This window comes from Brevundimonas sp. PAMC22021 (assembly GCF_019443405.1).
Classification (GTDB): Bacteria; Pseudomonadota; Alphaproteobacteria; order Caulobacterales; family Caulobacteraceae; genus Brevundimonas.
Map to the genome: position 1 here is coordinate 1,327,468 of NZ_CP080376.1, position 12,712 is coordinate 1,340,179.

Consider the following 12,712-nt stretch of genomic DNA (forward strand, 5'->3'; position numbering starts at 1 on the left):
CTCCTTGAGCTTTGGCGAAATAGCGCCGCTGTACGCGGCTTGGTTCCTTAGGGCAGCCCCATGGCGAGGCGGAGACCGGCGAAGTCGTCGGGCGCCGGCGCCTCCACGGTGATCGTGCCGCCCTCCGAGTGCGGAAAGGACAGCTTCGCCGCATGCAGCATCAGGCGCGGCGCCGCCCGTCCCGCAATCGTCAGCGCGCCGCCGTAGCGCACATCTCCGACAAGGGGCCGACCGATGTGCGCCATATGGACCCGCAACTGGTGCATGCGCCCGGTCAGCGGCTCCAGCTCCACCACAGCGCCATCTTCACTTGCGACCAGGGTGCGATAGCGGCTTTGCGAGCCCTGCGCACCCGGCGCATCAAAGGCGACGACCCGCATGTAGCTCTCGCGCCCGATCTCCTGACGCGCCAGCGGTGCGTCGATCGTGCCGCCGCGAGGATCCGGCGCCGCCGAGACCAGGGCCAAATAGGTCTTCCTGAACCGCCGCATCTGCAGCGCCTTGCCGAGGAACCCCGCCGCCGGCTTGGTCTTGGCCGCCAGGATCACGCCCGAGGTGTCGCGGTCCAGTCGGTGCACCAGGTCGGGCCGCTTCCCGTTCGACCGTGCAAAGGCCCACAGCAGGTCGTCCAACGTGTGGGCCTTGATGCGCCCGCCCTGACTGCTCAGACCCGCCGGTTTGTTGAAGGCGACGACATGGGCGTCCTCGTGGATCACCCAGGATCGCACGGCGGCGATCTCTTCATCGGACAGGGCGACGGGCGGCGTAAAGGTCATCGCGGCTCTTGGCCCGGCGCCGACCGAACGGTCAAGGCGTCTCGGAGCCGGTCCGCATCCGTGCTCGCATCTCGGCCCAGCGCTCCAGCCGCGCCTTGACTTTCTCCTCGTGCCCCTCGCCCTTGGGCTTGTAGAAGACGCGGCGCTCCATCTCGTCGGGAAAGAAGTTGGCGCCGGAAAAGCCTTCCGGCGTGTCCGGATCGTACTGATAGCCTTTTCCGTATCCTAGCGACTTCATCAGCTTGGTCGGCGCATTGCGGATGTGGGCAGGCGGCATCAGGGAGCCGGTCTCGCGCGCCGCCTTTTGCGCCGCCTTATAGGCTTCGTAGACGCCGACCGACTTGGGCGCGGTGGCGAGGTGCACCACGGCCTGCGCCAGCGCCAGCTCGCCCTCGGGACTTCCCAGGAAGTCGTAGGTGTCCTTGGCCGCATTGGCGACCAGGATCGACAGGGGGTCCGCCTCGCCGATGTCCTCGACCGCCATGCGCACGATGCGCCGCGCGAGATAGAGCGGATCCTCGCCCCCGTTCAGCATCCGCGCCAGCCAGTACAGCGCCGCGTCCGGGTCGCTGCCGCGCACCGATTTATGCAGCGCAGATATGAGGTTATAGTGTTCTTCTCTGGACTTGTCGTAAGCCGGCGCACGCCGTTGCAGCACCCCGGCCAGACCCTGCACATCCAGCGTCTCTCCGGCCCGGAGGTCGAACAGAACCTCCGACATGGTCAAGAGATAGCGCCCATCCCCGTCCGCCAGCGCCAGCAGCGCCTGTCGCGCCTCCGGACTTAGCGGCAGCGCACGCTCCATGTGCGCCTCGGCCCGCGTCAGCAGTTGCTCCAAGGCTTGATCATCCAAGCGCTTAAGCACGAACACCTGAGATCGCGACAGAAGAGCGCCGTTCAGCTCAAAGCTGGGGTTCTCGGTCGTGGCCCCGACCAGCGTCACAACTCCCTGCTCGACAAACGGCAAAAAGCCGTCCTGCTGCGCGCGGTTGAAGCGATGGATTTCGTCCACAAACAGCAGCGTCGACTGCCCCGCCGCTCGTCGACCCCGCGCCTGTTCGAAGGCCTTCTTCAAGTCGGCAACGCCGGAGAAGACGGCGCTGATCGCCTGGTATTCGTAACCGGCGGCCCTGGCCAGCAGCCGCGCGATGGTGGTCTTGCCGGCGCCGGGCGGTCCCCACAGGATCATGGAGCCGAGCCGCCCCGCCTCCACCATCCGCCGGATCGGTCCGCCTTCACCCAGCAGGTGGTCCTGCCCCACAACCTGATCCAGCGCGGTCGGCCGCAGCCGATCCGCCAGCGGGGCGTCGGGCGGGTGAATGCCGGAGGCTTCGAACAGGTCGCTCATGGCGGGCAGATGTAGGCGCTCCGCCCCGACCTTGAGAAGATCAGATGCGGCCGGTCAGCAGACGGCCGCCACGATTGATGACGATCTCCGATCCCGGCTGCGCCCGCTGCAGGTCGCCGATGGCGGTCGCCGCGCGCCCGTTGATCGTCTGGATCACGTCACCGCGCCGGATACCCACCCGCGCTGCATAGCCACGACCCGAGACACCCGTCACGATCACGCCGCGCGCAAAGGGATCGCCGCCCAGCCGGTCGGCCAGCGCGGGATTGAGCGCCAAGACCTGCGCGCCGGAAAACGCGCCCTGCTCCACCACCGTCGCCTGGTCGGTGTCGGCGTCGCCGGGCAGCACCTGTACCCGCGCGCGCAGCGTCTGGGGTCGTCCGTCGCGCAGGATCGCGACCTCGACCTCGTCGTTCGGATTGCGGGTGCCGACGCGGTAGTTCAGCCCGCCTTGGTCGTTGACCTCCTGCCCATCGACGGCGGTGATCACGTCGCCTTCGCGCAGGCCGGCGCGCGCGCCGGGACCGTTGGCGTAGAGCTCGGTCACCACAACACCCTGCGGCCGCTCGAGCCCCAGGCTGCGCGCGATATCGGCAGACACGGTGTCGCCCTTCACGCCCAGCCAGGGTCGCACAACGCTCTCGGCGCCGCCGACCGCGGAATCGACCACCCGCTTCACCATCGCTGCGGGCACGGCGAAGCCCACGCCGGCCGAGGAGCCCGAGCGCGAGAAGATCGCCGTGTTGATGCCGATCAGGTCGCCATCCATGTCGACCAGCGCCCCGCCCGAGTTGCCGGGGTTGATGGCCGCATCGGTCTGGATGAAGGAGCCGGAATCCGAAATGCCGGTCTCGGTGCGGTTCAGGGCCGAGATGATGCCGTTCGTCACCGTCTGGCCGACGCCGAATGGATTGCCGATGGCGAGGACGAGGTCGCCGACCTGCTGCTGCTCGCTGTCGTCGATCGGCAGGGTGGGCAGGCGCTCACCGACGTTCTCCAGTCTCAGCACCGCAATGTCGGATCGCGCATCGGCCAGCACCACGGTCGCGGGGAACTCGCGCCGGTCGTTCAGCACGACCTTGATGGCCTGGGCGCCCTCGATGACGTGGTTGTTGGTCACCACGATGCCGTCGGCGCGGACGATGACGCCCGAGCCCACCGACTCGGCCACGCGCGCCTGCGGGATGCCGCCGCCGAAGAATTGGAAGAACGGATCGGCCTGGACCCGCTGCACGGTGCGCGCCGAGATGTTGACCACCGCAGGGGCGGCCGTGCGCACCACGGGCGCAAAGCTCGACTTCATCGCCCCGGCGCTTTCCGGCGTCACGCGGTTGCTTTCGGCGAACACGCCGTCCTGCGCCTTGGAGGGATTCGGGTTGCCGCAGGCCGAGAGCATCAGGGCCGAGGCAAGGAGCAGGAATCTGGTCTTCATCGTCATCCGCGCATCAGGGTTGCAGCCCGCTGGATTTCTGCGGACTTTTCAGGCCGCATCAAGGCGCAGCTTCGGCGCTCAAACGGCCGTGCGTTCAGCCCGTTCCGCACGCCTGGCGGTGATCCAGCCGAGACCCGCCGCAAGAAGCAGGATGACCGCCGCCACATAGAAGCTGAGGCCGATCTCCACCCGCGAGGAGACCGAATACAGCCAGCCAAAAAACAGGGGCGAGGCGACGCCGGCGACGGAGGCCACGCTCATGGTCGCGCCCTGCAGCTGCCCCTGTTCGCTTTCCGACACCTGGCGGGTGATCAGCGACTGCAGCGTCGGCATCGCCAGTCCCCACAGCGCGTTGGGCCCCATGGCCAGGATGAACAGAAGCGGCGTCGTCGCCCAGCCCATCAGCGCGATCCCGATCGTGCCGCCGATCAGTCCGACCAGCATGGTCGCGCGATCCCCCAATCGCTTGACCACGCGTCCGACGACCAGCCCCTGCACCGCCATGTCGAGCACCCCGACGCCGGCCAGCAGCAGCCCCACCTCCATCGGACCCCAGCCGTATGGGGCCTGGGCGTAGAGGACGAAAACGACCGAAAAGACGTGGTGAGCGAAATGCAGCAGAAAGGTCACGCCGGCCAGGCCGCTCAGTTCCGGATGCCGCCCCAGCAGCGTCAACGCCCCCACCGGATTGGCGCGCCGCCAGCTGAAGCGCATCCGCTTCTCCGGCGCCAGGCTCTCAGGCAGGACGAACAGGCCATAGAGGAAGGCGATGCCCGACATCGCCGCCGCCGCCCAGAACGGCGCGCGCGGCCCGATCTCGCCCAGCAGCCCGCCCATCACCGGCCCCAGCACGAAGCCGCCCGAGAAGGCCGCGCCGATCAGGCCATAGGCCCGCGCCCGCTCCTCCGGCGGCGTCACATCCGCCATATAGGCGTAGATGGTCGTGAAGCTGGACGAGGTGACCCCAGCCACGATCCGTCCCAGCGCCAGCCACCACAGGTTCGGCGCCAAGGCCATCAGCACATAGTCCAAGGCCAGACCCGCGCAGCTCAACAGGATCACCGGTCGTCGCCCATGCTGGTCCGACAGCGAGCCGATGATGGGCGAGGCGACGAATTGCATCCCCGCCCAGAGGGCCACGAACACCCCGTTGATGATGCCGGCGCGCGCGTTGGAGCCGACGAAGTCCTCGATCAGCTGCGGCAGCACGGGGATGATGATCCCCATGGCGACGATGTCGAGCGCCGCCGTCACGAAGATAAAGCCGACCGCCGCCTTCATCCGGTTGTGCGGCACGATCGACATGGGACGTCAGCGGCCGGAGAAGCTGGGTTTGCGCTTCTCCACAAAGGCCGACATGCCCTCCTTCTGATCCTCGAAGGCGAACAGCGAGTGGAACAGGCGCCGCTCGAACCGCACGCCTTCCGCCAACGTGGTCTCCAGCGCGACGTTGACCATTTCCTTGTTCATCATCACCGCCAGCGGACTTTGCGCGGCGATCTTGGCGGCGGCGGCGCAAGCCTCGTCCAGCAGGGCGTCGGCCGCGACGACACGGCTGACCAAGCCGGCGCGCTCCGCCTCGGCCGCATCGATCATCCGGCCGGTCAGGATCATGTCCATGGCCTTGGACTTGCCGACCAGCCGCGTCAGCCGCTGCGAGCCGCCGATACCCGGCGCCACGCCCAGGTTGATCTCGGGCTGGCCGAACCTGGCGGTCTCAGAGGCGATGATGAAGTCGCACAGCATCGCCAGCTCGCATCCGCCTCCCAGCGCATAGCCGGACACCGCCGCGATGATCGGCTTTCTGAACCGCGTGATCCGGTCATGGCCCAGGGCGAAGAAGTTGCCCTTGAACATGTCGGCATAGGACTGGTCCGCCATCTCCTTGATATCGGCGCCGGCCGCGAACGCCTTGGCCGAACCGGTCAGCACCAGGCAGCGCACCGTGTCGTCGGTCTCGACGCTGTCGAGGAAGGCCGCCAGCTCGCCGAACAGGGTCGAGTTCAGCGCATTCAGCGCCTCCGGCCGGTTCAGGGTGACAACGGCATAACCTTCGTCGCGCCGGTCGATCAGCAGGGTGGAATAGGTGTCGCTCACGCCGTGGTCTCCAGATCGGCCAGCCGGCCGCGCAGCAGTTGCAGCACGGCCGAGAAATCCCGCCCGCCATGACCCAGGCCGGCGAACATGGCGTAGAGCGCCTCGGACTGGGCGCCCAGCGGCGTGGCGGCGTTCGCCCTGGCCGCCGCCTCCTGGGCCAGCTTCAGGTCCTTCAGCATCATGTTGGAGGCGAACCCGCCCTGATAATCGCGGTTCGACGGCGCCGTCGGCACAGGCCCGGGCCAGGGATAGTAGCTGGTCACGCTCCAGCACTGTCCCGACGACTTGGAGGCGATCTCGAAGAAGCGGTCGGGATCCAGCCCCAGCTTCTCCGCCAGCGCGATGGCCTCGCAGGTCCCCAGCATGGAGATGCCCAGCAGCATGTTGTTGCAGATCTTGGCCGCCTGCCCCGCGCCGTGGTCGCCCGCACGGATGGTGATCCGGCTCATCGGCTCCAGCGCCGCCTCGACGCGCGCGAAATCGGCTTCGTCGCAGCCGACCATGAAGGCCAGCGTGCCCGCGTCCGCCGCGGCGGTGCCGCCCGACACCGGGGCGTCGGCGAAGGCGTACCCCGCAGCCTGAGCCAGACCCGCCACCTTGCGCGCCGTCTCCACGTCGATGGTCGAACAGTCCAGCAGCAGGGCGCTGGTGGGCGCCGCTCCGATGATCTGCTCGGCATAGACCTGATGCACGTGCGGGCCGGCCGGCAGCATGGTGATGACCACCTCGGCGTCTCGAACCGCCTCCGCGATCGAAGCCGCTCGCGTGCAGCCGGCCCCGGCCGCCCGATCCAGGGCGGCTTCCGAAAGGTCGAAGGCCGAGACCTGGTGACCGGCCTTGGCCTGGTTCGCGGCCATGCCGCCGCCCATGTTGCCCAGGCCGATAAAGGCGATGCGTGTCATGCCGGTGTTTCCTTTTTCCTTTGATCCTGCCGGCGTTTATCCCGGCTTGCGGAACCGATAAACGAACTGGTCGGTGCGGCCGCGGATCGCCTCGTCGAAGACGTTCAGCGTGCGGTCGTCCGCTGGATTGGCCACGGCCGTGCTTTCGCCGTCGAAGACGAAGCCGGCGGCCTCGATCTCGCGGCGCAGCTGCGCGCCCTCGATCCGGTGCAGGCTCTGGACCTGGCTGATTCCTGTGCCCGCCGCGCCCGAGTGGTCGATGACGACGAACAGACCGCCCGGCTTCAGGGCGTCGAACACCGCCCGGTTCATCCGCGCCACGTCCACGCCAAAGCCCGGGATGTGGAAGTCGTGGTACTCCTGGCTCATGAACACGAGGTCCAGCGGCTGGTCGAACCGCATCGTGTCGAGTTCGCCGTTCACGCGCGCCACGTTCGGATAGGCCGCGACAAGCGCGTCCGCCGGTGCGTTTTCCCGCGCCGCCGTCCGATTGGGCACAAAGGCGTAGACCCGCCCCTCCGCGCCGGCGACGTCAGCGAACAGGCGGGTGAAATAGCCCGCGCCCGGCCGGATATCGGCGATGCGATCCCCCGCCTGAACCTGGGCGAAAGCCAGCATCTCGGCCGGATGCCGCAGCGGGTCTCGCGCGACCTCCTCCGCCGGGCGCTTGGTGTCGGCGACGGCGGCGGCATAGGCGGCGGTCATGGCCGGCGTGGGCTCGGTCATGCTGGACGTGGCGCACCCCGTCAGCACGGCGGCGCAGGCGGCGGCGAGAAGAAGCGGCTTCAGCATCGGTGTCCCTCCAGACGGTTCGGCCTAGCTACGCGCTGAACCGGCGCCGGACGCAAGCGGCGTCCACGCCTCGTCGTCTGGCAGAGGCGCGAACAGGGCGCCCAGATCGGCGTCGGTGACATCCTCCAGCCGCGCGGGCGACCATTTCGGCGCGTTATCCTTGTCCACGATCACGGCGCGGACGCCTTCCTGGAAGTCGTGCGTGCGCACCACACGCCCTCCCAGCGCGTACTCCATCGCCATGTTGTCGGCGAAGCTGTTCAGCGTCGCCCCGGTGCGCAGCTGGCGCAGGGTCACCTTCAGCGACTGCGGCGACTTGGTCCGAAGCGTCGCCAGTTGCGCCAGCGCCCATTCAGAACCATCCGCCTCGAGCGCGGCGACAATCTCCTCGACCGTGTCAAAGGCGAACAGCCCGTCGATGGCTTCCCGGTGAGCGGCGAGCGGCGCCGGACCGGCGTCCGCGGCCCTTCCACCCGCGATCGACTTCGGATCGCCCGGCGCATCGGCCAGATCGGTCTTGAAGCGTTCGACGCTCTCCGCAGTCATGAAGTGGGTGTGGATGCCCAGCGCCACCGTATCCGCCGCCTTCAGCCGTGCGCCCGTCAGCGCCAGCCAGACGCCGGTCTGGCCTGGCAAGCGCGGCAGGAACCAGCCGCCGCCCACGTCGGGGAACAGGCCGATCCCCGTCTCGGGCATGGCGTAGGTCGTCCGCTCGGTCGCGATCCGGACGCCCGCAGGCTCCGAGATCCCGACGCCGCCCCCCATGACGATGCCGTCCACGATCGCGGCGATCGGCTTCGGGTATTCGAACATCAGGTGGTTCAGCCGGTATTCGGCCAGAAAGAAGGTCCTGGCCTCGGAGGCGTCTCCCGCTCCGCTTTCGGCGATCATGCGGATATCGCCGCCGGCGCAGAAGCCGCGCTCGCCGGCATGGTCGATCAGCACCGACAGGACGGCATCGTCCTCCCGCCACGCCAGAAGGGCTTCCGTCATGATCTCGCACATCGACCGGTTCAGCGCGTGGATCGCCTTGGGCCGGTTCAGGGTGATGCGGCCAAGACCATTCTCGACGCGCGTCAGGACTTCGGCTTCGCTCATCCTCTGGCCAGCTCCCGCGCCACGATCATGCGCATGACCTCATTGGTGCCTTCCAGGATGCGGTGGACCCGCAGGTCTCGCACGATCCGCTCCAGCGGATAGTCCTTCAGATAGCCATAGCCGCCGTGCAACTGCAGCGCCTCGTCGGCGATCTGGAAGCAGGCGTCCGTGGCCATCCGCTTGGCCATGGCGCACCATTTGGTCTTCTCAGGATGATCGTTGTCGATGGCCCACGCCCCACGCAGCACCATCAGCCGCGCCGCCTCAAGGTCCGTCGCCATGTCCGCCAGACGGAACTGCAGCGCCTGGAACTCGCCGATCGGCTTGCCGAACTGCTTGCGCGTGGCGACATAGCCTTGCGCCGTCTCCAGCGCCAGTCGCGCCCCGCCCAGCGAACAGGCGGCGATGTTCAACCGTCCGCCGTCCAGCCCCGCCATGGCGTAGCGGAAGCCCGCCCCTTCTTCGCCCACTAGGTTCCCGGCCGGCACGCGGCAGTCGTCGAATTGCACGATGGCGGTCGGCTGGGCGTTCCAGCCCATCTTCTTCTCGTTGGCGCCGAAGGACAGGCCGGGCGTGTCCTTCTCCACCACGATCGCGCTGATGCCCTTGGGGCCTTCGCCGCCGGTCCGGACCATGACGACGTAGACATCCGACACGCCCGCGCCCGAGATGAAGGCCTTGGACCCGTTCAGCACATAGTGGTCGCCGTCGCGGATCGCCGTGGTTCGCAGGGCCGCCGCATCGGACCCCGAGCCGGGCTCGGTCAGGCAATAGCTGGCGATCTTGTCCATCGTCACCAGGGACGGCACGAAGCGCGTCCGCAGCTCTTCCGAACCAAAGCGATCGATCACCCATGTCACCATGTTGTGGATCGACAGAAAGGCCGCCGTCGTCACGTCTCCGCGCGACAGTTCCTCGAAGATCAGGGCTGCATCGACGCGGCCCAGCGCCATGCCGCCATGCTCTTCGGCGGCGTAGATGCCGCAAAAGCCCATCTCGGCCGCCCGCCGCATGACGTCGACGGGAAAGTGCTTCTCCTCATCCCACCGGGCGGAGTTCGGCGCCAACTCGGCGTCGGAGAAGGCGCGCGCCGCCTCCTGGATCGCGCGCTGGTCGTCTGAAAGGGCGAAGTCCATTCGTCTGCTCACTCCTTCCGCCCTTCCCCGTCATCCTGGGGCTTGACCCGAGTATCGGAGGCAGAGCGGCTGTGCGTCCGCCGGGTCGCATGGGCGGCGGACAGTCCGGCCCTCGGGTCAAGCCCGAGGGTGACGGGGCGGTTTGCGTCAGCGCATCGTCGGAATGACGAATGAGCTGTCGGCGTGTTCCAGCGCACTGTCGGGCCAGCGCGCCGTCACGGTCTTGGTCTTGGTCCAGAAGCGGACGCCCTCCATGCCGTGCTGGTTGATGTCGCCGAACGCGGACCGCTTCCAGCCGCCGAAGGTGTGATAGGCCACCGGCACCGGGATCGGCACATTGATGCCGACCATGCCGACGTTGACACGGGCGGCGAAATCGCGCGCCGCGCGGCCGTTCTGGGTGAAGATGGCGACGCCGTTGCCGTACTGATGCTGTGACGGCAGGGCCAGCGCCTCTTCGAAGCTTTCGGCGCGCACGATCTGCAGCACGGGGCCGAAGATCTCCTCGCGGTAGCTTTCCATCTCGGGCGTCACCCGGTCGAACAGCGACGGGCCGATGAAATAGCCCTTCTCATGCCCCTGCAGGCTGAAATCTCGGCCATCAACGACCAGTTCGGCGCCTTCCTCGACGCCCTTGCCGATCCACCCCAGCACCCGTTCCTTGTGCGCCTGGGTCACGACCGGCCCGTAGTGAGCCTCGGCGTCGGTCGAGACGCCGACCTTCAGACGCGGGATCTCGTCCACCAGGCGCTCGCGCAGTTCGTCGGCCGTGCGCTGGCCCACCGGCACGACGACGGGCAGGGCCATGCAGCGTTCGCCGGCCGAGCCGAAGGCCGCGCCGCTCAGGTCCTTGACCACCTGGTCCATGTCGGCGTCAGGCAGGACGATGCCGTGGTTCTTGGCCCCGCCCATGGCCTGCACGCGCTTATGGTTGGCCGCACCGGTCTGATAGACATAGTGGGCGATATCGGACGAGCCGACGAAGCTGACGGCGTGCACCAGCGGATGGGTCAGGATGGCGTCCACCGCCGTCTTGTCGCCGTGCACCACGTTCAGAACGCCGTTCGGCGCGCCGGCCTCCAGCATCAGCTCGGCCAGCCGCACCGGCACGGACGGGTCTCGCTCCGACGGCTTCAGCACAAAGGTGTTGCCGACCGCGATGGCCACGCCGAACATCCACATCGGGATCATGGCGGGGAAGTTGAACGGGGTGATGCCGGCCACCACGCCCAGCGGCTGGCGCATGGAGTAGACGTCGATGCCGGGTCCGGCGCCTTGGGTGTATTCGCCCTTCAGCGCGTGCGGGATGCCGCAGGCGAACTCGATGACCTCAAGCCCGCGCTGGATGTCGCCCTTGGAGTCGGCGATGACCTTGCCGTGCTCGCCCGACAGCATCTCGGCAAGCTCGTTCATGTTCGCCTCGACCAGGCGCTTGAACTCGAACATCACCCGCGCGCGACGCTGCGGATTGGTCGAGGCCCAGCCTTCGAAAGCGTTCTGCGCCGCCTGCACGGCGCGATCGACCTCGCCCGCGCTGGCCAGCTGCACCCGGGCCTGAACCTCGCCGCTGTTGGGGTCGAACACGTCGGAAAACCGGCCGCTTGAGCCGTCGAAGGCCGAGCCGTCGATGAAGTGGCGGATGTCTCGCATGAAAGCGTTTCCTTATGTCCCGGTTTCCGGTGGTTCCGCCGACCATAGCGGCATCCGCCGCCCTCGCCCATTTCAAAGACGACCGGCAAATGGGTCGAACGCGCAAGTTTCGGTCGGACATCCGACTTTTGGCGATCAGCCACGACCCCGTATCGACACCTTGGCTGCTCGCGCGCGCCGATCCCGCCAGGACGGGCGTCCCTTGGCGGCGGAGCCGACTTGTCCGACGAATGTAACCGCTTACAGTGCCGCCATCTCAGCGCGGGTGACACTCAGATGGCGGACGTCCAGCTTACGGGCATCAGGAAGCATTTCGGCGGCGCGCCCGTGCTGAAGGGCTTGGATCTGGCGATAGCGGACGGCGAGTTCGTGGTCTTCGTGGGCCCATCCGGCTGTGGCAAGTCCACCCTCTTGCGCACCATCGCGGGGCTGGAGACGGCCGACGCGGGCGAGATCGCCATCGGCGGACGCCGCGTCAATGACGCCGAGCCGGCCGAGCGAGGCATCGCCATGGTGTTCCAGTCCTATGCGCTCTACCCGCACATGACGGTGTACGAGAACATGGCCTTCGGCCTGAAGCTGGCCAAGGCGGACAAGGGCGAGATCGATCGCCGCGTGCGCTCCGCCGCCGAGGTTCTGAACATCTCGGGCGAACTGGACCGCAAGCCCAAGGCCCTGTCCGGCGGCCAGCGCCAGAGGGTCGCCATCGGCCGCGCCATCGTACGCGAGCCCGAGGTGTTCCTGTTCGACGAGCCGCTGTCCAACCTGGACGCCGCCTTGCGGGTCAGGATGCGCTACGAGTTCGCGCGCCTGCACCGGACGCTGGGCACGACCATGATCTACGTCACCCACGACCAGGTCGAGGCCATGACCCTGGCCGATCGCATCGTGGTGCTGCGAAGCGGCGTGATCGAGCAGGTCGGCGCGCCGCTGGAGCTGTACGAGCACCCCGCCAACCTGTTCGTCGCCGGCTTCATCGGCAGCCCGAAGATGAACATGCTGTCCGGCGTGATCGAGCAGGCGACGGCGAGCGGCGCTCTTGTGCGGCTGGACGGCGGCGAGGCGGTGCACGTGGCCGTCGACGCCAGCCGCGCCGTGGCCGGTGATGCGGTCAGCCTGGGAATTCGTCCCGAGCATCTGACGCTAGGCGGCGAAGGCGACAGCCTGTCGGTCGAGGCGCTGTTCGTGGAGACGCTGGGCGCCGCCACCTACGCCTATTTCAGCCATCCCGCCGGATCGGAGACGCTGACCGTCCAGCTGCCCGGGGACGCCAGACCGCAGGCCGGCGAGCGCCTGACCCTGCGCATCCCGGCGGAGCAGGCGCACCTGTTCGACGCGGACGGGACGGCGTTCAAACGGCTGGCGTGAAGCATCTCCTCCTTGCCGCGCAGCGGCGGGGAGGTGGATCGGCGGCGACAGCCGGCGAGACGGAGGGGCTTCTGTGCGTCTGACGGGTGACCCCTCCGTCACGAGGCTCCGCC

11 protein-coding genes are annotated in these 12,712 nt (G+C 68.0%); 1 reads left to right on the plus strand and 10 read right to left on the minus strand.

What is annotated here, in order from left to right:
• Positions 1 to 47: 47 nt before the first annotated feature.
• From KY493_RS06560 to KY493_RS06605, 10 genes are all read right to left on the minus strand, one after another.
• Positions 48 to 776: an RluA family pseudouridine synthase gene (locus KY493_RS06560; RefSeq protein ID WP_219898147.1), complete on the minus strand. Its 729-nt coding sequence runs from the start codon at positions 774 to 776 to the stop codon at positions 48 to 50.
• Between the two features lie 31 nt (positions 777 to 807).
• Positions 808 to 2,124: a replication-associated recombination protein A gene (locus tag KY493_RS06565; protein WP_219898148.1), complete on the minus strand. Its 1,317-nt coding sequence runs from the start codon at positions 2,122 to 2,124 to the stop codon at positions 808 to 810.
• Positions 2,125 to 2,164: 40 nt separating this feature from the next.
• The gene (locus KY493_RS06570; protein ID WP_219898149.1) at positions 2,165 to 3,556 is read right to left on the minus strand and encodes a Do family serine endopeptidase; all 1,392 of its coding nucleotides are present in this window, start codon (positions 3,554 to 3,556) and stop codon (positions 2,165 to 2,167) included.
• Between the two features lie 78 nt (positions 3,557 to 3,634).
• Positions 3,635 to 4,861 carry a TCR/Tet family MFS transporter gene (locus KY493_RS06575; RefSeq protein ID WP_219898150.1) on the minus strand — a complete coding sequence of 409 codons (1,227 nt, stop codon included), beginning with the start codon at positions 4,859 to 4,861 and terminating at the stop codon, positions 3,635 to 3,637.
• A 6-nt stretch (positions 4,862 to 4,867) separates the two neighbouring features.
• Positions 4,868 to 5,653, minus strand: coding sequence for an enoyl-CoA hydratase (locus KY493_RS06580; protein WP_219898151.1), 786 nt, complete (start codon positions 5,651 to 5,653; stop codon positions 4,868 to 4,870).
• Positions 5,650 to 6,555 carry a 3-hydroxyisobutyrate dehydrogenase gene (gene mmsB / locus KY493_RS06585; RefSeq protein WP_219898152.1) on the minus strand — a complete coding sequence of 302 codons (906 nt, stop codon included), beginning with the start codon at positions 6,553 to 6,555 and terminating at the stop codon, positions 5,650 to 5,652. The genes KY493_RS06580 and mmsB overlap by 4 nt, the downstream gene beginning before the upstream one ends.
• A 36-nt stretch (positions 6,556 to 6,591) precedes the next feature.
• A complete protein-coding gene (locus KY493_RS06590; protein WP_219898153.1) occupies positions 6,592 to 7,347 on the minus strand; it encodes a class I SAM-dependent methyltransferase in 756 nt (251 codons plus the stop codon).
• Between the two features lie 24 nt (positions 7,348 to 7,371).
• On the minus strand, positions 7,372 to 8,445 hold the full coding sequence (locus tag KY493_RS06595) for an enoyl-CoA hydratase/isomerase family protein (protein ID WP_219898154.1): 1,074 nt from the start codon (positions 8,443 to 8,445) through the stop codon (positions 7,372 to 7,374).
• Positions 8,442 to 9,581 (minus strand): isobutyryl-CoA dehydrogenase, encoded by a 1,140-nt coding sequence (locus tag KY493_RS06600; protein ID WP_219898155.1) that lies wholly within the window; start codon positions 9,579 to 9,581, stop codon positions 8,442 to 8,444. The genes KY493_RS06595 and KY493_RS06600 overlap by 4 nt, the downstream gene beginning before the upstream one ends.
• 147 nt (positions 9,582 to 9,728) lie before the next feature.
• Positions 9,729 to 11,231: a CoA-acylating methylmalonate-semialdehyde dehydrogenase gene (locus KY493_RS06605; protein WP_219898156.1), complete on the minus strand. Its 1,503-nt coding sequence runs from the start codon at positions 11,229 to 11,231 to the stop codon at positions 9,729 to 9,731.
• 276 nt (positions 11,232 to 11,507) lie between these two features.
• On the opposite strand from KY493_RS06605, the gene KY493_RS06610 reads away from it, so the two are divergent.
• Entirely contained in the window at positions 11,508 to 12,599 is a 1,092-nt protein-coding gene (locus KY493_RS06610) for an ABC transporter ATP-binding protein (RefSeq protein WP_219898157.1), read from the plus strand.
• The last annotated feature ends 113 nt before the right edge of the window (positions 12,600 to 12,712 follow it).